Annotated in this window: 16 protein-coding genes; 5 read left to right on the forward strand and 11 right to left on the reverse strand. The window is 57.3% G+C overall.

The genetic code is table 11. The annotated features are described in order from the left end of the window. Positions 1–32: 32 nt before the first annotated feature. Together HNQ38_RS12695 and HNQ38_RS12700 are read left to right on the forward strand one after the other, a co-directional pair. Entirely contained in the window at positions 33–1067 is a 1035-nt protein-coding gene (locus tag HNQ38_RS12695) for a histidinol-phosphatase (RefSeq protein ID WP_343060186.1), read from the forward strand. 254 nt (positions 1068–1321) lie between these two features. Beyond that, positions 1322–2806, forward strand: coding sequence for an ATP-binding cassette domain-containing protein (locus tag HNQ38_RS12700; RefSeq protein WP_183721681.1), 1485 nt, complete (start codon positions 1322–1324; stop codon positions 2804–2806). A 98-nt stretch (positions 2807–2904) separates the two neighbouring features. On the opposite strand, the gene HNQ38_RS12705 is transcribed toward HNQ38_RS12700, so the two are convergent. After that, the gene (locus tag HNQ38_RS12705; RefSeq protein WP_183721686.1) at positions 2905–3576 is read right to left on the reverse strand and encodes a DedA family protein; all 672 of its coding nucleotides are present in this window, start codon (positions 3574–3576) and stop codon (positions 2905–2907) included. Between the two features lie 88 nt (positions 3577–3664). Here HNQ38_RS12705 and HNQ38_RS12710 point away from each other — a divergent pair, with 88 nt between their 5' ends. The 3 genes from HNQ38_RS12710 (at position 3665) to HNQ38_RS12720 (ending at position 6250) form a co-directional block, all read left to right on the forward strand. Continuing rightward, positions 3665–4795, forward strand: coding sequence for an alpha/beta hydrolase family protein (locus HNQ38_RS12710; protein WP_183721689.1), 1131 nt, complete (start codon positions 3665–3667; stop codon positions 4793–4795). Positions 4796–5097: 302 nt separating this feature from the next. After that, on the forward strand, positions 5098–5676 hold the full coding sequence (locus tag HNQ38_RS12715; protein WP_246388146.1) for a hypothetical protein: 579 nt from the start codon (positions 5098–5100) through the stop codon (positions 5674–5676). Between the two features lie 169 nt (positions 5677–5845). Then, a complete protein-coding gene (locus HNQ38_RS12720) occupies positions 5846–6250 on the forward strand; it encodes a hypothetical protein (RefSeq protein ID WP_183721695.1) in 405 nt (134 codons plus the stop codon). Between the two features lie 472 nt (positions 6251–6722). On the opposite strand, the gene ldhH is transcribed toward HNQ38_RS12720, so the two are convergent. The 10 genes from ldhH to HNQ38_RS12770 all read right to left on the reverse strand — a co-directional run bounded on the left by ldhH (position 6723) and on the right by HNQ38_RS12770 (position 19675). After that, a complete protein-coding gene (gene ldhH, locus HNQ38_RS12725) occupies positions 6723–8873 on the reverse strand; it encodes an L-lactate dehydrogenase (quinone) large subunit LdhH (protein WP_183721698.1) in 2151 nt (716 codons plus the stop codon). 3 nt (positions 8874–8876) lie between these two features. Further along, positions 8877–9509, reverse strand: a complete 633-nt coding sequence (locus HNQ38_RS12730; RefSeq protein ID WP_183721701.1) for a LutC/YkgG family protein — start codon at positions 9507–9509, stop codon at positions 8877–8879. An 85-nt stretch (positions 9510–9594) separates the two neighbouring features. Further along, positions 9595–10890 (reverse strand): (Fe-S)-binding protein, encoded by a 1296-nt coding sequence (locus tag HNQ38_RS12735; RefSeq protein ID WP_183721704.1) that lies wholly within the window; start codon positions 10888–10890, stop codon positions 9595–9597. An 8-nt stretch (positions 10891–10898) separates the two neighbouring features. Then, positions 10899–12284, reverse strand: coding sequence for an FAD-binding oxidoreductase (locus HNQ38_RS12740; protein WP_183721707.1), 1386 nt, complete (start codon positions 12282–12284; stop codon positions 10899–10901). Between the two features lie 553 nt (positions 12285–12837). Further along, complete coding sequence (fliW, locus tag HNQ38_RS12745) at positions 12838–13338, reverse strand: flagellar assembly protein FliW (protein ID WP_183721710.1); 501 nt, start codon at positions 13336–13338, stop codon at positions 12838–12840. Next, a complete protein-coding gene (gene csrA / locus HNQ38_RS12750; protein WP_012625619.1) occupies positions 13317–13553 on the reverse strand; it encodes a carbon storage regulator CsrA in 237 nt (78 codons plus the stop codon). Before csrA ends, fliW begins: the two co-directional genes overlap by 22 nt. 12 nt (positions 13554–13565) lie before the next feature. Further along, a complete protein-coding gene (locus tag HNQ38_RS12755) occupies positions 13566–15098 on the reverse strand; it encodes a flagellin N-terminal helical domain-containing protein (protein WP_183721713.1) in 1533 nt (510 codons plus the stop codon). An 8-nt stretch (positions 15099–15106) separates the two neighbouring features. Then, a complete protein-coding gene (gene flgK / locus HNQ38_RS12760) occupies positions 15107–17254 on the reverse strand; it encodes a flagellar hook-associated protein FlgK (protein WP_183721716.1) in 2148 nt (715 codons plus the stop codon). Positions 17255–17257: 3 nt separating this feature from the next. Continuing rightward, a complete protein-coding gene (gene flgN, locus HNQ38_RS12765; protein WP_183721719.1) occupies positions 17258–17725 on the reverse strand; it encodes a flagellar export chaperone FlgN in 468 nt (155 codons plus the stop codon). A 126-nt stretch (positions 17726–17851) separates the two neighbouring features. After that, positions 17852–19675 carry a rod-binding protein gene (locus HNQ38_RS12770; RefSeq protein ID WP_246388147.1) on the reverse strand — a complete coding sequence of 608 codons (1824 nt, stop codon included), beginning with the start codon at positions 19673–19675 and terminating at the stop codon, positions 17852–17854.

Raw genomic sequence — 19675 nt, forward strand, 5'->3', positions numbered from 1 at the left:
AGCCGCATCACGTTGTTGTTTCAGGGGTGGGAATGTCTGTCAGACGTTTCCACCCTTTTTTGTACGGCACGCCCGTCTTGACCCCGCTCGGGCGCAGGCAGGGCGCGCCCTGCCTGCTGCATCTTGCCAGCCGGGCCTTTACGGTTCATAGTATCCCCATACAGCAACCTTCCTCCCTGCATTGGGAGGCCGGGGCTCCCCCGGAGCATTCAGGAAACCCCACTCAGGAAAGCCCACTCATGATCCTCGCAGACCTGCATAACCACACCAAGTATTCCCACGGCGGCAACAGCCCCGCTGAAATGTACGCAGCCGCCCAGGCCAAGGGCCTTGAGATCATCGGCTTTACAGAACATTCGCCCCGGCCCTTGGGTTTTGACTATACAAACGAGTACAGAGACAAACTCACGCGCCACTTGCCGGACTACGCCAGCGAAGTTCTGGCCCTCAAGGCCGCCAATGCAAATGGCCCCTGCCGTGTACTTTTTGGCATGGAAATGGACTGGCTTGAAGGGCAACTGGACTTCACCCTCGCGTCCTGCGCCGCCTATGATTTCGACTATCTGCTGGGCAGCGTGCACTTTATCGGGCAATGGGGCTTTGACGACGGCTCCGAGCCCTGGAAAGGCATGTCGCAAGAAGAATGCGAAATCCAGTACACACGCTACTTTGAAATATGGGAGCGCATGCTGGCTTCGGGCCTTTTCAACATTGCTGCCCATCCCGACCTCGTCAAGATTTTCTCCGTTGAGCAGTTTCACGTCTGGCTGACCAAGCCGGAAAGCCAGGCTCTTGTGCGGCGTGGTCTCGCGGCCCTGCGGCAGTCTGGCATGAGCATGGAAATCTCCTCGGCAGGGCTGCGCAAAGCTTGCCGCGAAATCTACCCCGCGCCTCCCATTATGGTAATGGCAGCGGAAATGGATCTGCCCATTAGCTTTGCTTCCGACGCGCACGTTACAGACGATGTGGGCTACGGTTTTGCCCGCCTGGCCTCCTACGCGCGCGCTTTTGGCTTCAAAGAATATACCGTGTTTGACCGTGGGCAACGCAATGTCTACCCAATTTAAGACCAACCCACTAGAACATTTTAGTTTTTTAACAGTTATTCTACTCTAGAAATGGCTCGGGCAGCCTCCCGGCAAAAGCACGGGAAGCTGCCAGCCATAAAGCCATAAGCCAACTTCAACGGTTCCATCAGGCTGGACCCGGCAACACAGCCCCGATGGGCTGCCCGGCAGTACAGGACAGCCAAAGAACAGCGCCTCTTCCACACAGCCGAGCCTGTTCACCTTGCGTTGAAGTTCGGCAGCAGGAATGATCTATGTTTGAACCGCTTGTGACCATCGAAAATCTGAGTCTTTTTCTGCCCGGTGACGCCAGTCAGCGGACGGTCTTGCACCACATCGACTGGCGGATTGAGCGTGGGCGCCACTGCGCCCTGCTTGGGGCCAACGGCTCCGGCAAGTCTACCCTGTTGCGTCTGCTGCGTGGTGAACTTTGGCCCGCAAGCGGCCATATCTGGTGGCATACGGCAGAGGGCCCCGAACAGTCGCCGCTGGCCGGACGCGCCATGACAACGCTTGTTTCTCCTGCACAACAAGAAAATTATCAGCGTCAGGCGTGGGATCTCACAGGCCTTGACCTGCTGCTCACTGGTTTTGAAGACACTCCCCTGATTTATTCAGACGGCGGCAATCAGGCGTTTGCACGCCGCGAAGCAGCCGTGCGCATGGCTAGCCGCCTCGAAGCAGAGGGCCTTTTGGACCGGGACACGCCCACCCTTTCTCAGGGGCAGCTGCGTCTGCTTCTTTTGGGCAGAGCGCTGTTGCGGGCTCCTGCCCTGCTTTTGCTCGACGAATGCACCGACGGGCTGGACGCCCGTTACCGGGAAATTTTCTTTGACGTGCTGGAAGAATACGCCCCGCGCTGCACCATTGTCATGACCGCACACCGTCCGGGGCAGATACCCGAATGGTGCGTGGAGAGGCGCTACGTCAGCGAAGGACGCCTGTACACAATACCGCCGGAACAGGCCGATGGAGGAGGACAGTTCATGCCCGATCTGCAAAAAACGGCCAACGACATATGTGAAACAGAAAGCCTGCCTCCCCTGCTGGATCTTGAAAATGTGACGGTCTTCATCGACAGGCAAAAGGTACTGCGCGACATTACCTGGAGCGTGCATCAAGGTGAACACTGGCGCATCAGCGGGGCCAACGGTTCGGGCAAATCCACCCTGCTGCGCCTCCTGGCGGGAGACGAATTCACGGCTGCAGGTGGCACACTGGAACGCTGGCTGCCACATCAGGGCGGCGCAGTGGATACCCTGGCAGAGGTACGCAAGGGCGTCCGGCTGGTATCGGACCTTTCACAGGCGCTCTACGGCTACTCCCTTACGGCGCACGAGATGGTCTGCACCGGCTTTGACAACAGCATTGGCGTATACCGCAAGTTCAGCCCGGCAGAAAAGGCAGAAGCCCTCCGCCGCATGCAGGAAATGTTTCCTGAAGAAAGTGCTGAAGATGTGGAAGCCCTTGGCCGCCAGTCCATCCGTCACCTGTCCACGGGGCAGTTGCGCCGCCTTTTTCTGGCGCGCGCGCTGGTGGGCGAGCCGGACATTCTGCTGCTGGACGAACCGTGCTCCGGGCTGGACGCTCCCAGCCGCGCCCACTACCTTAACCTGCTGGACCAGCTGGCCATAAAAGGGCTGCATATTGTCTTTGTGTCCCACCACGGTGAGGACGCTCCCCTTTGCATCAACCGCGAGGCCCAAATGGAAGACGGGCGGCTGCGCGTGATGGTTTAGACTGTGCAGGAAACAGAGCTCCCATCCCTTCAGAAGACACAAAAAATCCCGCCATTGGCGGGATTTTCAATTACTGTTTGCAGGCTTCAGAACGAAGGCTATTTTTTGTCGTCTTCCGCTTCGTTATCTTTTTTCTTGCCGCCAAACCAGGAGCGCAGCACTTCAATGGCCACGGGCAGTACGGATACGACCACAATGCCGTAAACGATGAGGCTGAAATTCTGGCGTACCCACTCCAGATTTCCCAAAAAAAATCCTGCGGAAACCAGGCAGCCGACCCACAAAACGCACCCCGTCACATTGTAGAAAAAGAAGGTGCGGGGGCACATAAGTGCAATGCCTGCCACAAAGGGCGCGAAGGTGCGCACAATGGGCACGAAGCGGGCCAGCACAATGGCTTTGCCACCATGACGTTCATAAAAATGATGGGCCTTGAGCAGATGCTCTTTTTTGATAAAGCGGGTGTCGCGGGAAAAAATCGCCGGCCCAACATGGCGGCCAATGCAATAGTTGACGGCGTCGCCAAGAATACCTGCCGCCAGCAGTACCACCATCACTTCCACATAGCCCATGAGGCCTGTTCCGGCCACCACACCTGCGGCGAAAAGCAGGGAATCGCCCGGCAGAAAGGGTGTCACCACAAGCCCGGTTTCACAAAAAACAATGATAAAGAGTATGGCGTAGACCCAGAGCCCATACTGCTCCACCAGTTCAAAGAGATGCACATCAATGTGCAGTACGAAATCGCTGAAATAACTGATTATATCCATATAATTCGCTCTCCGGGCCGATTTTCAGGAGCAGTTCGACACTCCGATCGCTCTTGTACCCCAAGGCCGCTTGTGGCACAACACGAGCATGCGACAGAATATTTCCGCCATCCTCACACTGTGCCTCTGTTTTCTTTTAATTCCGGCCCTGAACGCCAGAGCCGACTTTTACAACGTGGGTTTTCGTACCCTTGGACACTGGGACGGCGAAAACGGACTACGGCTCGATGTGAACCTCTGGTATCCCTCGGTTCGTCCCCCGCGTGACATCCAGTATGGCCCGTGGGAAATTTCAGCCGCACGGGGCGGCAAAGCCGTGGAAGGGCGCTTTCCGCTCATTCTGCTCTCGCACGATACGGCAGGATCACGCTTCTCCTATCATGACACAGCCGCATGGCTGGCAGCCAGTGGTTTTGTGGTAGCGGCGCCTACCCACCCTGGCGACAATATGGACAATATGGATCTGCTGCTCACCTGGCAACAGTTGTCAAACAGGGTCCGGGAACTTTCCAGCCTTATTCCCCTGCTGCTCAACGACCCTGAAGCGGAGCCCACCATTGACCCTGACCGCATCGGCGTTCTGGGCTTCGGTGCAGGTGGCACAGCCGCTCTTTTGCTGGGCGGCGCACTGCCCGATTGCGAAGGCTGGCAAAACTATTGCGCGCAAGCTGGCTCGCACGACATGTACTGCAACGTATGGGCGAAAAACCGCATGGAAGGTCTTTGCCGCAGCCTGCCTTTGTCCAAAAGTCTGGCAGACACGCGCGTCAAGGCCGTGGCTGCGGTGGCCCCCGGATTTGGCATGCTTTTCAACCGAGACTCCTTCCGCTGGTTTTACCCGCCCCTGCTTCTTATGGCCGCCTCCAACGACGGTCTTAACAACACGGCCTTGCATGCCCGACGCGTTTACGAATTTACGGGCAAGAAAGCCCGCTGGCTTGTGCTGGACAAGGCAGACGCCGGGGCGCTCATGGCCCCCTGCCCGCCCGCACTGGAAGCGGAATTGCCAGAGCTTTGCCGGTCTGTGCGCGAAGAAGACAGAAAAAGCATACACAAAAACATGTTCGCCGCATTGAGCGAATTTTTTCTGCACTATCTTGGCAGCGGTAAAAACCTTCCACAAATTCCGGCCCCGCCTGATCTCAGCCCGCCACTGCCGCCCAAACCGGAGCCTGTTCCGGTTCCAGCGCAGCCAGCAAAGCGCAGCCGTGCAAAATAACAATACTTTTTCGTTGATTTTCAGCAATCTAGCGGCTCAAGCGCCTTGACAATTATGCCGCCCCTTACTAAATGTTTTAAAGTGCATCCAAACTGTTGGTGCGTGATTCAAGGTTTTCAAAGCGCGGGTTCTGGCATTAGTCGTGCGAATGCGCTAGCATTCAATTTTTACGGAATTGAGACCACTTCTGGAGCCACAAAAGGCCAATTTTGAACCAATCTCACTCCCGGTAAAATATGTCACGGTGCACACGGCCTGCACGCATAAGCGCATCCTTGCAGAAAAATGGAAGTATGAACGGCATGAAGCTACTGCCTTTTTGCATTCTGTGCCTTGTGCTTGTCGTCGGCGTCTGGACCAAGGCCCAGGCAGCACAGCCCTTGAGCACCCGTGAAAACAATACCCAATCAGAGGAGCCCTGGATCGTTATGCCCGCTGGGGGCCGACCGGCCTTTATGGGCATTCATGGCGGCACCATGCCAGTCAGCCTGCTGGTTTACGGCGATGGCACCTCTCTGGTGACCTTTGTGGGCCGCACTGGCAACGATTTCCTTGATGTTCTGCGACGCACAGACCTGCCTGTGCCAAGCCTGCTCAATGCTACCGCCCATAATGGAACCACTGAAACCATATTACCTGCGGGCAAATCCGGTATTCTCGCGGCTGGCAATACCAACAGCACCATGCCCGTTTTTAACGTCACCGGAGAAAGATTGTCACACATGGATGTTGCGCCGGGGCAATTGCAGCCCTTTGGCCTGTCCGACAAGCCTCTATCCATTGAAGGCGAGGTCAGCAGACCGGCCCACCTTTCTCCCGCCAAGCAGTACAGGTTGTTTTTTCAGCCGCAGTACCTGCAACCCCGCCGACCTATACGCTAACGGCCCAGCCCACACCGGATTCCTTTGCTGCCTCGTTGCAGCAGCCCTATAGAGTTTCTCCTTTTCGTGTCTATTCTTGTGTCTGGTTTGCTATTATAGAATAATTTGTAATTTTATATATATTCTGTTACTCGAAAGCCCTCAGAATCACTAGCTAGAGGAGTCAACTATGCCACTTTCCAGTCATCACAAGGCAATGGAAAGATTGTATACGGCCAGCACATCGCAAGCCTCCCCCCTCCCAACCCACAGGCTTTTTTCGCAGGGCCTGAAGTATCTGCTGGAACACAGCTCGTCATTCGACCTCTGCGTGGGTGAAGACAATCCCTTCTATCAGGAGTTCATTTTACGGCTCCAGAATGACATCAGCATGGATGAAGACTGCCTTGGCCTCTTTGAGTGCCTGACCATCTTTTTCCGTCTGCGCCAGATTGTCGAAAAGGGACGCGCCCTCAGTGAAGCTGAAAGCCGGGTCTTGCATTACTTTGAAACCTGCGGTGAATGGGAACCTCAAGATTCCACAGTCGTCAGCCACTGGTACTGGTGGCGCATTCCTTCGCAGTTTTTGCATTAGCGTACCCCTGCGCGGCAATGCAGACAGCCCGCTGCTGGCGGGTATTTGTGCATCCGGCTGTTGACAAGCCCGTATGTAGCTTGTTCTTGCGGTCGCCATATCGGCAAAGTCCCCTCCTTGCGTGGACATAGCCGTTCTGTTCTCCCGCGCGCTTGAGCCGATTCGCGGCACGCAAAAGCCCGATCTGCGGGTGCGACTTGTGACGCCTTTTTGCCAGAATTTCAGTGCCCACTGGCCTTGCAGGCTCGCCACTTCACGGCCTTTCCCGGTGCCGCCTTCAGGGCTTCTTCCTTCCAGTGGCCTCTCGATGTTCAAACCAGGAACATACTTTTTCTGGGCGCTTGCCCCACATGCCGCTTACGCAGCACCATACATGGCACAAGGCACGCTCCTTACGGCGTTTAACCGCGCAAGTACGAAGAAGCGCCGCTTTTTCAAGCGGCGCTTCTTCATATCAGGTATTGAACCAGTATTACTTTTTCAGGTTGTCGGCCAGCAGCTCAGAGATGTGGTCGACCTTGATCTTCAAGCCCTGCTTTTCAGCACCGCCGCGCAGCTGCATGACGCAACCAGGGCAGTCCACCACCAGGCGATCAGCCCCGGTAGCCTTCATATTGTTGACCTTCTTTTCCAGAAGCTGTGCCGAGATTTCGGGGAACTTCACAGAGTAGCTGCCACCGAAACCGCAACAAACTTCTTCTTCGTCGCAGGGCACATATTCAGCCGCGTCGGCAATAAGGGCACGCGGGGCTTCTTTCACGTTCAGGCCACGGCAAAGGTGGCAGGAAGCGTGATAGGTGACCTTCTGGCCAGACTTGTGGAAGTCTTCGGGCTTGAGGCCCAGCACATCGTGCACGAAGGAGCTGAAGTCAATGACCTTGGAAGCGAAAGCCTGACCTTCCACCAGCGCATAGTCTTTGTCAAGAATTTGCGGATAGTGGTGCTTCAGATGTCCGGCGCAGCTCGCGCAGAGCGTGATGATGTAGTCATAGTTGCCACCACGGAAAGCCGCGAGGTTCTGCTTGGCCACATCAATGGAGGTTTTGCGCTGTCCCATCATTTCCAGGGGCAAGCCGCAGCAGGACTGATCCATCGGGAATTCAACCGCCACATTCTTGGCGGCCAGAATCTTCACGCAGGCTTCCAGCTGTTCAGGATAGATGAAATCCTGAGCGCAGCCGCTGAAGATGGCCACGCGCATGACAGGATTCTGCACCTTGGGAGCGATTTCAGACCAGCGGTCGCGGAAGGATTTGTTAGCAATGGCGGGCAAGGCCTTGAAGTTGTGCTTGCCCATAAAAACCGCTGGCAAATGCCGCTGGAACTGAGCGCCGCGGGTAAAGGGCTTCTGGGCGAAGCTGGCGAACTTGAGCAGCTTGTGGAAGAGCTTGCGGTTCTTCATCACAGCCGACAGCAGGTTGGCTTCAATGGGAGCGCCCTGCTCTTCGTTGAGGCGTGAACGAATCTCGCGGATGAGGCGCGGCAGCTCGATGCCGCCAGCGCACACATTGGCGCAGGATTCACAGCCCATGCAGTTCTGGCTCAGAATACGGGCACGTTCCTTGCCGTGGAAGAAGTAGGTAAGGATAAGGCCAATGGCGCCAATATAGATGTAGCCCATCTTGTGGCCGCCCACGAGGCGGTACACGGGGCAGACGTTGGCACAAGCGCCGCAGCGCACGCAGCGGAAGATCTGCTTGAACAGCGGATCCTTGGCGATTTCGGTGCGGCCGTTATCCAGAAAGACCACATGCATGATCTTTTTGTCGTCGGCATTGGCGGCACAGGGACCCGCGCCACACATCCAGGTGACGTAGGAGGTGATGCGCTGGGCAGTGGCGTTACGGGGCAACACCAGCAGAGCCGTAAGGGCGTCGTCCAGCTTGGCTACAAGCTTGTCCAGACCGGCAATGGCCACATGCACGCGCGGCAGGGTGGTGACCATGCGGGCGTTGCCTTCGTTGGTCACGGTAGAAACAGCGCCGTTTTCAGCCACAGCGAAGTTGCATCCGCTGATGCCCATATCGGCAGCGATGAACTTGCGGCGCAGCTGCACGCGGGCCACCTTGACCAGATGCTGCACGTCCGAATCCTGTTTCACGCCAGTGGCCTTGGTGAAGTCGTCGGCCACCTGATAGCGCGAAAGGTGGATGGCGGGCATGACCATGTGCGAGGGGCCTTCATGCCGCAGCTGGATGATCCATTCGCCGAGGTCGGTTTCGTCCACGATGAGGCCCTGAGCCTCAAGAGCGGGATTCAACTCGATTTCTTCAGCCGTCATCGACTTGGATTTGACCACGCGCTTGACGTTGTTTTCCTTGGCGATGCGGGAAATGATCTCGTTGGCTTCAGCAGCAGTAGCGGCACGGTGCACATGCACGCCGCGCTTTTCAGCTTCGGACTTGAACTGGTTGTACAGTTCTTCCATGTGCTGACAGGCGTAGTCCTTGGCATCGGCCACTTTGGCTATGAGACCGCGCTCGTCCACTTCTTTGAACACGGCCTCGCGGTTGGCGCGGTAGGCAACTGCAAAGGTATCCAGAGTGCGACGCAGAAATTCGTCGTTAAGGGCTTCGTCCAGTTCCTTGTGGTAGCCGGAATTGCTTTTAAGGGCGTCATGCATGGATTAGTCCTCCAAAAGAATAATGTGGAGTTCCAGCGGGCCATGTACGCCCACGGCGGCCACACGTTCGATATCAGCCGTACGGCTGGGGCCCGTCACCATTGTGGTGTAGGTAGCAGGCGCCGAACTCATGCGCTCGCGCAGAATCTGGGCAATGGACGGCAGGTCGGGGTAAATGTCGGATTTGCGCAGGAGGATCATCGACACCTCGGAAATCATGCCCGTCAGGCGCACGTCTTCCTTGTCGGTGTCGAGCAGACAGGTAGCGCTGGCGGCCACACCCACTATGCCCGTGGAAAGGCCCACGTCGATGCCCGCAAGATAGTTGCGCAGCCCCTCGCGAATGCAGAGAAAGCCCTTTTCCTCACAGGCGGCAGCCAGGGCGGCAAAATCCGCATCATTAAGTTCCGGGGCCGCAACCACACGCTGCACGCGGGTGGGAACATTGTTGGGGCTCAAGGGTCCCTGGGCGACGCCGGGGGCATCAGCCAGAAGTTCAGAGGGAGCTTTGCTGGCGCAAACATCCACAACATACTGCAGGGCTGCGGCCATAGTGGGCACTTCCTGCACCACCGCGCTAACCGCCGCAGCCTTGGCGGCGAAAGCTTCGACCAGTTCCTGATTCACAGGGGGCATACGATACTCCTTTTGGTCATCTTGGTTACGCGGGCGTGCCGCGTCACTCCGGCGGGGAAGGATATTCCCCGCCGGAACGGCCGTTCTATTTCAGGCTTTCAGCGTATATTTCAACCGTATGCATAACGCGCACGCGATCCTTATTGTGCGAAAGCACGTCCTCAAGCTGCATCATGCAGGCAGGACAACCGGCGGCCACCACTTCAGCCTGGGAGGCTACAACATTGTCACGCTTGCGCTGACCGATCTTGCGAGAATAGTCATAGTGGAAAAGGTTAAACGAGCCGCCGCAGCCGCAGCAGCGGTCCGGCTCTGCCATTTCCACCACTTTGTAGGCAGGGTTGGCGGCCATGACAGCACGCGGCTGGCTGACCACGCCCAAAGACTTCTTGAGGTGGCAGGAATCGTGGTAGGTCACAGAGGTTGCGTTGCCAGCCGGGGTTCCGGCAGGCTGCACCTTGAGCACATCCACGAGGAAGGCGTTAATATCCATAGCCTTGGCGGCCAGCTGATCGGCCTTGCGTTTTTCCACAGCGCCGATACGGCCGGCATAGCGGGGCCAGAGTTCTTTGACCGTGGAGGTGCAGGAACCGCAGGGGCTCAGGATGTAGTCAAAGTCCCCGCCGTCAAGGGCCTTGAGGTTGACCTTCATCTGCTTGACCATGCCGTCGGCATCACCGGAAGACAGGGCGGGAATGCCGCAGCAGGTCAGCCCCTTGGGCATGAACACGGCCACATTGTGATGGCGAAGTACCTTGAGGCAGGCTTCGGCCATATCGACATACATTTTGTCGCCCATACAGCCGGGGTAGAAGGCCACCTTGATGCCGCCGGGCTGGCGGCGCTCATCCAGCGCGCCGTGACGGACGTGCAGGGGCTTCTTGGCCAGGGGCCGCATGTGGCGGTCGCCAAGCATGAAGTTGAGCATGGGAGCGCACACCGTGCCTTGCGGAGCGCCCGTGCTGCGGAACATAAGTCCCTGCATGGGAGCGCCTACGCGCATGGCCAGGTTGAATACGCTGGGCTGCGGCAGCAACGCGCGGAAGATCATTTTCTTGACCGGATGCAGGCCAAGATAGGCATTGACGATTTCCCGCGCTTCCATGAAGACATCCATGATCTGAACGCCGGGAGGACAGGAGGCCTGGCAGGAGCCGCACAAAAGGCAGCGCCCCAGCTTGTCGGCCACGGCCTCGGGATCCTGAATCATTTCGTGGGCAAGGTTGTCAATAAGGGCCAGCTTGCCGCGGGCCACGTCGGCTTCCATGCCGGAAGCCCCGAACATGGGGCACACGGCCTGGCACATGCCGCACTTCATACAGGCTGTAATCCTGTCATCCAGCGCCATAAGGCGCTGCGACAATTCGTGCAGATTGCTCATGTAGGCTCCTAGATTCCCACCAGCTTGGTGGCGTTGAACAGGCCCTTGGGATCAAGAGCGCGACGCAGCCGCTGCGAGAACAAAATGGTGCCGCGTGAAGTTTCTTTTTCCATCCATTTGGACTTGGCCGTACCGATGCCGTGTTCGCCAGAAAGGGTGCCGTGCAGCTTGAGGGCTACATCGAACATTTCGTCAATGGCTTCTTCAACGCGGTGGAATTCGTCCTTGTCGCGCTTGTCGCAAAGGAAGGTGGGGTGCAGGTTGCCGTCGCCAGCGTGACCAAAAGTACCAACTTCAAGCTTGTGCTTGGCTGCGATTTCGTTGACGGCCTTCATCATGGCGGGGATCTGCGAGCGCGGCACAGTGGCGTCTTCGAGCACAGTGGTGGGGCGGCAGCGGGCCAGCACGGGCAGAGCCATGCGGCGGGCTTCCCACAATTTGAACTTTTCTTCGGCGTCCTTGGGCACATGCACGGCGCGGGCGCGATTGGCCTTGAGCACACGCTCCACGGCTTCGGCGTCATCCGCCACCTGGGCGGGGTGTCCGTCCACTTCAATCAGCAGAATAGCGCCAGCTTCACGCGGCAGGCCAGCCTTGGTGTAGTCGTCCACGCGCACGATGGTGTTGTTGTCCAGCAGTTCAAGAGTACAGGGCACAACGTGGGCGGCAATAATGCCAGCCACAGCTTCGGCGGCGTCCTGCACTTCGTCGAACACGGCCATAAGAGCCTTGGATGCCTTGGGCGGGGGCACAAGCTTGAGAATGGCCTGGGAAATGATGCCCAGCGTGCCTTCGGACTGCACCAGCATGCCGGCCAAGTTGTAGCCCGTGACGCACTTGACCGTGCGCGAACCGGACTTGACGATCTCGCCCGTGGCGTCAAAAAATTCAACGCCCATGAGGTAATCCTTGGTAACGCCGTACTTGAGGCCGCGCAGGCCGCCAGCGTTTTCGGCAATGTTGCCGCCGATGGTGGACACAGCCTGGGAACCCGGATCCGGGGGGTAGAAAAGATTTTTCTTGGCGACTTCGGCGGCGAACTGGGCGGTGATGACGCCAGGCTCAACCACGGCATAAAGGTCGTCGGAGTTGATTTCGATGATGCGGTTAAGACCGTTGGTCAGGATGACAACTGTGTCGGTATTGTCGGGGATGGTGCCGCCTGACAGATTGGTGCCCGCGCCGCGAACGGTCATGGGGATGCCGTTGTCGTACAGCTTTTTTACACAGACGCCCAACTGCTCGGTCGAAGTCGGACGCAGTACAAGAGAAGGCACAACCGGAGCGAGCACCGCCGAATCATACGAATAGCTCTGCCGGTCAGCTTCTGAGCTGAACACGTTTTCCTTGCCAATGAGGTCTTCAAAATCCCTGATCAACGCCTGACTTGCCATGAGGCCTCCTTGAACGTCTGTATGGTGGGGGTGCAGCGTGCGCCCCACTCGCCAGCCCGGGACACACCGGACACTGTGCGATTGGTTGCCCAATCGGTTAGCTTTTCTACGAGAATAAAACCATATATCTGTGATTACCAGCCTTGCATAGGGGATGAGCCCAAAAACTTTGGTATCACTAGCAGAACTGTGCGTAAAAAAGCTCCATCCACAGACACCTCAAGGGCAAAAAAATGGAACAACTTGCGGAAATAAAGAAGTTTTCAAAAAACACGAACTTGTAGCTCTGCTGGCACAAAAAAGAAATATTTTTCTGCGTCAGCAGCCTCGTTGCTTCTATTATACTTTTCTAAATATAAATAAGACCGGGACAAGCTTCGTCAATAATGTCGGACTGGCGTTGTGTTTTGCCTTTGTGCGTTAAGCTTGCGGCGATTTTTCAAAGATTTTCAACGCCAATCTACCTGAAAGCCCTGTGGCCAAAAAAAAGAGGCCGCCCCTTTGGGCGGCCTCTGAACATATTTTGAATTTGCGGCACCGGGCCGCAGAAGCATTACTTGGCCGAAGCCGGCGCATCTTGCTCTTCAGGCAAGGCTTCCCCAACAGGCTTGAGGCTGTGCATATAGACCTGCTGCGGGCCATCGGCGCACTGGGGCACCTGCAGGCCCAGGCGGGCCTGGGAGTTGATAACAATGGGACCTGCCAGATTGAGCACCGCCGCTTCAGGCTGACCAGCGGGAATGGATACTGTCACCAGAACCGCAGTTTCACCCAGATCTGCAATTTGCAGAAGCTGCTTTTCGGCTTCGCCCACGGCGGGCACATAGACAGTTTTGTCCATGAAGCTATAAGGATCAGCCACCAGCAGTCCTACCGTCGGGTTGCTCGTGCTCTGCAAGATAAGCAGAGGCGCTTCAGGACGGATTTGCAGCAGAATGAAATCTCTCTCATCCTCAAATCCGGCCAGACCACGAGGAAAGTGCACAACCTTATCGGCATCGATACTGCGCCGCCCAAGGCGGGTATCAATTTCTATTTCTTTGTTTCGTGCCATAATTCAGCAGCCACCATCAGGTCGTTGTTACTGGTTTCAAGGGCGCGTCGGTTTTCTTCCACAACTCGCTTGTATACTTCTTCGCGGTAAACAGTGGTGTCGCCCGGCACTTCCAGGCCAAGCTTGACCTGTTTGCCCTGCATACCCAGAACGGTTATGCGAATGTTTTCGCCGAGATAAAGGCTTTCTCCCGGGCGGCGCGTTAATATCAGCATAGGTGCTACCTGTTATATGTACTTGGCAAGGCTCATTTGCATAATCATCGACGACGACTGAAGCACAGTCTGGTACGTCAACTGCTGCCGCGTGAGCTTGGCCAACAGCTCAGTAAGATCAATGTCCTCAGTATAGCTTAATCGTTCTTCCTGGTCCACCCTCTGAAAGCTCAACACGTCCTGAGCCAAGCTGACGCGGTTTTCCAAACCGCCGATGCGGGCCTCCTGGCTGAGGATGTTCTGCTGTGCGGCTTCTATGGCAGCAAGACTCTTCTGGCAACCTTCCTGATTGTTATTTTCGCAGTAGGAAACAAATTCCCCCACTACTTCAAACAGGTTGGCACTGCCCTCAATGGCTGGTTTACCCTGATAGTAGCCACCAAAAATATCCTTACCCACATTGTTTACGGCAATGTAAGTGCCTTTCATAATTTCCAGATTCAGGTTGGCGCGCGCAGGATGTATCAGCACCTGGGTTCCCGCATCAATGGTGGTGGTGCCAGCTGCAGTGGCGTCCATATCCATATAGCCGCCGGGCACGGGCAAACGCACGGTGCCGCTGCCCGTGGTCTGGGCTGTAGCCGTTACCCAGGTGCCGCCGCTATCAAGACTGTACGAATAGTTAAAGGACGTGCCCGTGCTACTCAAGTCCACAGTACTGTCCATACGAACCAGCACATTATTGCCAAACACGCCGCTGGCCGACGTGTTGAGGTTGGCCGGGCCGCCCATAACAGTCATTTCCGGCGGAGGATCGTTATCGTCGCCCTGATACACAGCCGTGGGGCGAATATAGACGAGGGTGCCGTTGTTGGCCCCTGCACCAAGAGTTGTATCCGCAGCGCTGACGGCTATATTCTGGTTCATCGTGATGGTCACGCCATCGGCCACCAGAGTACGGCTGCCTGCCGCCACGCTTTCGGTTGTCCAGGTGTCACCGCCGTCCTTGGACCAGCGATAGTTCAGGGCATCGGTGCCAAGAGTGCCGTTACTGACAAACTGCACCATCATCGAAGAACTGCTGGCGCCCTCAATGGTATAATTTCCCTGGCCTATCTGACTGTTCCAGTCCGTATCCCAGCTGGTCAGAGCCAAACCCTGCTCGTACGCGTTCTGGTCATAGCGTTGCCCAGCAAAAATACTTTTGTCGTTAAACTGGGTATTGGAAAGGTTAAGAATCTGGCCAAAAATTTCCCTGGCTTCTTCGGCGATAAGCTTGCGCTGGTCGCCAGTTGTTCCTGTGGAGGCCTGTTCCATCAAGCTCTTGAGCTTGGTCATGGCCGTGCTCAGTTGTGTGCCCAGGATATCGTCAGCCAGCGAGAGCCACCCCTCGGCGGTATCACAGTTGGACTGATACTGCTTGGTGTCGCTAATATCGTCTCTGGTCATGAGAACACGGTAGGTTCCCGCTGGATCGTCGGACGGCCGGTTGATCTTTTTCTGCGATGATCCCTGCTCGTTGCTTTCCATATATGCAGAAAGACTTTTCTGCATCTGACCTACTATGGTATTGTACATGGAGCTTTGAGTAACTCGAATGGACATGGCAGCTCCTATTGCTTGAGGCCCAGCAAGGTTTGCAGCATCTGGTCAGCGGTTGTAATAAGCTTGGCGGCCGCCGTATATGAATGCTGGAACTTGATGAGATTGGACATTTCTTCGTCCAGGTTCACCCCTGTCACGGAAGTTACGCGGTCTTCAAGGTCGGTGGTAAGGGACGTATGGTATTCCGAATTTGTCTTGGAAAGCCGCCTATCCGCACCTACCGAGGTCACCAGAGTTGCGTAATATTCGCCGAGACTCTGGTTGGACACGGTTTTCCAGGTCGTGGAAATGGTCACGTCCTTGGTGGCGAGCGCGCCTATGGCTGTAGCCGTGGAGCTGTCGCCCTTGTTGGCCTGATTCTGGCCGTTGACGGCGCCAGCAGCGATCAGGTTGGCATTGCTGTGCAACTGACTGTTGACAGCCATGTTGGAAGCGCTGTCGCCCGTGAAAAAGGAGTTGATGCCCAGAGCAGCCATAAGCCCCGTGCTGTCCACGCCCATAGCAAACTTGGTGTTGCTGGCCGGATTCGATTCGAGGAGCAGCTTGCCGTCCTGGATGGTGGCCTTGAGCATATTGGCCCCGGGAGCGCTGCTGTCGGGGAAGCTGCTGTTGATAACGTCGCACACGTCCTGCAGGGTGTGGTAGGCCGGGTCAAAATTTACGGTTCCGGGAGGGGTGATGGAACTGAAATCCAGCGAATTGACGCCGGAAGCAGTCTCACGAAAATCGCCGGTGGTCTTGTCGTAAAAATATATGTTCAGGTTGCCGCTCTGCAGCTTGTCGGCATACGGCAAAATCGACTGCGGCGAGCCAAGCGGCTGCTGGGTACTCTGCACCTGCTGCGTGCCTTGGGCATAGGTCAGCAGTTCCGTGCCAGTGCCCTGGCTGTGCAGGCGGTTCACTTCCCAAATCAGGGAGGAAGACACGGCGTCCAGTTCATCGAGGTAACGGCCGCAGTTGTCGTCGCGCACGGTATAGTACGCGGTCAGCTTGCCGCCGGTGACGCGGTTCTTGTTTTCCGAGCCGTCAAAATATGTCTGCGGGGTCACGTTCTGGGGGCCGCGGGTGGGCTCTATCCAGTAAAGCCCGGTTTTGGGCATAATGTCGAACTTGTCTCCGGCAGAAAAATCTTGCCCATCGGTGAAGGATATTTTCAGGTTCTTCACCTGTACGGGGTCAACCTTGCCGTCGCCGTCGACATCGGTGATCTCATAGTGCAGTTCGTTGCCGTTTTCGTCACGCAGCCATGTCTTGCCGCCGTCCAGCGAAACGCGGAAGCTCGGGGGCGGGGTATCGCCGACACTGCCGCCGTTGATCATCTCGACGGTGTATTCGTGGCTGTCCGTTCCCTGAAATTCCACGCTGCCCTTGTAGGTCGAGCCAACCTGAAGGTTGTTTTCCGAGCGCGGCCCCATAACCTGCAGTTCGTTGACGTTCTGTCCCTGCACCAGCGGCTGCCCGGTGGTGAGCTGCACAGTGAAGTTGCCCTTGCCGTTGTCGATGGTTTCCACATCCACAAGCGTCGCCAGTTCGCGCACCATCTGGTCGCGCTGGTCAAGCAGGGCGTTGGGGTTGCTCACGCCGTCAACGGTATTGGTCGTGATCTGCCTGTTAAGGTCGGCAATGCTCCTGGCCAGCACGTTAATGCGGTTCACAGACTGATTGATGGAAACGTCCATCTCGCTCTGGATGGCCTTGAGGCTCGCCGACGTGCTGCTGAACATGTCGCTCAGGTTGTCGGCATAGGAAAGCAGGCTTTCACGATAGGCATTATTGTCAGGAAGCTGGGTAAGATCCTGCCAGCCCTTGAAAAAAGCGTTCATGGATGAGCTTATGCCAGACCGGTTGGATTCGTTGAACAGGTTTTCCACCGAAGAAAGCACGGTATCCTGCTCGGCCCAGCGGGAAGAGTTGGTAGACTGCCGCACATAGGAACGCTCAAGAAATGCGTCAAAAAAACGCAGAATCTGCTGGGCATTGACGCCCATGCTCTCGCCGCCGGGCTTGGAGGTTATGGTACCCGCATCGCGCTGGTCCACATAGCGACGCGTATAACCCTCGGTGTCGGCATTGGCGATATTGCTGCCAGTAACAGATATCCAGGCCTGGGAGGCATTGAGTGCCGTCTGGCCTATATTGAGCAGTCCGTTAAGCATGACCTAGAGCCTCCCTGAAATAAGAGCCGCCTCGGGATGCGCATGCGCACGCATGCCCCCCCGGCGGCCATATGTTTCGGCCTTGGGCGGCATGACCTGACTGGTCAACGCTTGAAGGGTGCGGCTGCTCTGATCCAGCAGAGCCAAAGAAAGCTGACTGTTGCGCGTGGCCTGACGAGACACTCCCTGCTCCGCCTTGTCGATGGTGGTCAGCAGATCAAACAAAACATCACCCTCGGCTTGCGGCAGGCTTCCGGCGTATTCCTTGACGCGCATGCCTGCAAGGGCCTTGATGACTGTGGCTTTTTCTACCGCCAACTGGCGTATGAGTTCCTGAATAGCAAACTCCAGAGCCACCACGGCATCCGTGTCATGGCCCAGCAGAACCTGGTATTCTTCTTCCATAAGTTCACACAGCAGGACCAGAGCCTTGCTTTGACGCATCAGGGATGAATGGACTGTCGTGTACATAATAGACCTCGCTGGGCGGCCTGTGGCTTATGGCCCGCAGGCAGAATCTGCCGCCCCGCTCTTATCAAAGCAATTTCCGTGCCCACAAGCGGCGGCAAAAACGGAGATCTGGCCGCAAAGCCAGCGTCAGCGCCGCAGATCCATAGCCGTAAGGGGCGGGATACCGTAACTCTCAGGAACCTGAACCTGCTGCACAGGCTGTGCGGCCTGCGGCGTTGCGGAAGTCAGGGGCGCGATGGGCGATGCTGGCTGCCCTGTCATGGGCTGTGCCAGCGGCTGCACGGCCTGTGCTGCTGCGGGCTGTCCTGCGGCGGCAGGCGTCATTGGCTGCCCCGGTGCTGCCTGAACGGGCTGGCCTGCCTGCTGGGCATGATAGGCCGCCAATCCGGCTCCCGCACGGCTGTTGGGGCCAGCGGCGTCCACATTGCGGCTGCGCAGAATGTCTCTGCCGGAAGTCTTGCGCTGGCTGGCTGGCATGTTGGTGGTGTAGCGCACCTTTTGAAGCTGCGGCTGCTGCACTGCCTCGTGCCCTGCGGCAACGGGCTGCGCGGCGGCAGTCTGAGCTGGCAGCGCAGATCCCTCGGCGGGCTGCGGCGCCTGTGGCGACCGGGCGGCATTTTCCACTGCAAGATTGTGCAGAATGTCGCTGCCGGAAGTTTTACGCTGGCTGGGCGGCATATTGGTGGTGTAGCGAACCTTCTGAATATGCGGTTCCTGCGCGGCATCCTGACCTGCGGCAACGTTCGGTCCAGGCGTTATTACACCCCCGGCGGGCTGCGCAGTCTGTTGCGGTCTGGGCACAGGAATGCCGGGTTGCATGGCTCTCTGTGTGCCGGGCAGTACTTGCGCCTGCCCCATAACCTGATCTGCCGCCTGCGCTGTTGCCTGGCCCGTCATCTGGCCCCCCGCCTGCTGGGGCTGCCCCATTTGCATGGCCGCCTGCATGGCTGCGGGCGTGCCCATGCTCTGGGCCATACGCATCTGCATATCCAGTGCCTGTCCGGCATTGGCGGTCTGCACCGCATGATCCACACGGCCAGTTGCCGCAGCACCCGCCGGGGAGGCGGCCTGTCCGGCCAAAGCGCTGGGGCTGTGCGCGGGACCGTTAAGGTGCGTACGCGGCAATACCGCGCGCGCGCCTACCTTGCTGCCCGCCTCAAACTGGGCCGCGCGAGCAAGGTTCAGCCCCGTATTCATGTTGGGTGCTCGTTGTTCCCCTTCCTGACGGACGCCAGCTTCCTTGCGGGAACGCAATGCGGCCAAAGCCTGTTCCACTTCAGGAGGAGTGGCTATGGCAGGAGCTTGCGAAGCTGGTTGCCCCGCCGCAGCCAGTGCGGCTTCGGCAGAACCGGTCCCGCCGGGCATCACCTGAAGCTGCATGGATTCACCCACATCCTGCACAGGAGCTATGCCGTCATACACGGAAGGTATGGGCATATTGCCACGCATGGCTGTATGCCCAGCCTTGCCCTGTGGAGCGCCTTGCCCTTCAGCAGATCCTGCCGCCTGATCTTCCTGCGGTATGATGGAGGCAACCTGCGGCACAAAGCCCGACGCGGAGCCTGTTTTGGCTGAAGCCGTGCTACGGCTGGCCGAAACAAGATCGCGAGAAAGCTGGGCATACATCATGTCAGCCAGGCCAATACCGCCCGCTGCGGTCATAGACTTGGCCAACTCCTGATCGTACATGCTCTGCCAGTACTGCTCTTCACGTCCCTGAAGCATATTGGTCTTGGGCAGGGTGCTGCGCATTTCCTGCCACATTTTCTGAATAAATATGGATTCAAAGCCTTCGCAGGCTTCACGGAGCTTCTTTTCCTTCTCCGCTTCCGTCATTTTTTTGCCATTGAGGTTGCTCACGCCCGCCAGACGCGACTGAAACTCGCGGTGGGACACTTCGGACCCGCTGGCCTCATGCGGCACAAGACCTGTGGTAAGAGGCGAGGTCAT

Source organism: Desulfovibrio intestinalis (genome assembly GCF_014202345.1).
GTDB classification, from domain to species: Bacteria; Desulfobacterota; Desulfovibrionia; order Desulfovibrionales; family Desulfovibrionaceae; genus Desulfovibrio; species Desulfovibrio intestinalis.

Coding starts and splice junctions, on each gene's coding strand:
- HNQ38_RS12695 (WP_343060186.1), top strand. CDS start 33: ATGTCTGTCAGACGTTTCCACCCTTTTTTGTACGGCACGCCCGTCTTG.
- HNQ38_RS12700 (WP_183721681.1), top strand. CDS start 1,322: ATGTTTGAACCGCTTGTGACCATCGAAAATCTGAGTCTTTTTCTGCCC.
- HNQ38_RS12705 (WP_183721686.1), bottom strand. CDS start 3,576: ATGGATATAATCAGTTATTTCAGCGATTTCGTACTGCACATTGATGTG.
- HNQ38_RS12710 (WP_183721689.1), top strand. CDS start 3,665: ATGCGACAGAATATTTCCGCCATCCTCACACTGTGCCTCTGTTTTCTT.
- HNQ38_RS12715 (WP_246388146.1), top strand. CDS start 5,098: ATGAAGCTACTGCCTTTTTGCATTCTGTGCCTTGTGCTTGTCGTCGGC.
- HNQ38_RS12720 (WP_183721695.1), top strand. CDS start 5,846: ATGCCACTTTCCAGTCATCACAAGGCAATGGAAAGATTGTATACGGCC.
- ldhH (WP_183721698.1), bottom strand. CDS start 8,873: ATGCATGACGCCCTTAAAAGCAATTCCGGCTACCACAAGGAACTGGAC.
- HNQ38_RS12730 (WP_183721701.1), bottom strand. CDS start 9,509: ATGCCCCCTGTGAATCAGGAACTGGTCGAAGCTTTCGCCGCCAAGGCT.
- HNQ38_RS12735 (WP_183721704.1), bottom strand. CDS start 10,890: ATGAGCAATCTGCACGAATTGTCGCAGCGCCTTATGGCGCTGGATGAC.
- HNQ38_RS12740 (WP_183721707.1), bottom strand. CDS start 12,284: ATGGCAAGTCAGGCGTTGATCAGGGATTTTGAAGACCTCATTGGCAAG.
- fliW (WP_183721710.1), bottom strand. CDS start 13,338: ATGGCACGAAACAAAGAAATAGAAATTGATACCCGCCTTGGGCGGCGC.
- csrA (WP_012625619.1), bottom strand. CDS start 13,553: ATGCTGATATTAACGCGCCGCCCGGGAGAAAGCCTTTATCTCGGCGAA.
- HNQ38_RS12755 (WP_183721713.1), bottom strand. CDS start 15,098: ATGTCCATTCGAGTTACTCAAAGCTCCATGTACAATACCATAGTAGGT.
- flgK (WP_183721716.1), bottom strand. CDS start 17,254: ATGCTTAACGGACTGCTCAATATAGGCCAGACGGCACTCAATGCCTCC.
- flgN (WP_183721719.1), bottom strand. CDS start 17,725: ATGTACACGACAGTCCATTCATCCCTGATGCGTCAAAGCAAGGCTCTG.
- HNQ38_RS12770 (WP_246388147.1), bottom strand. CDS start 19,675: ATGACCTCGCCTCTTACCACAGGTCTTGTGCCGCATGAGGCCAGCGGG.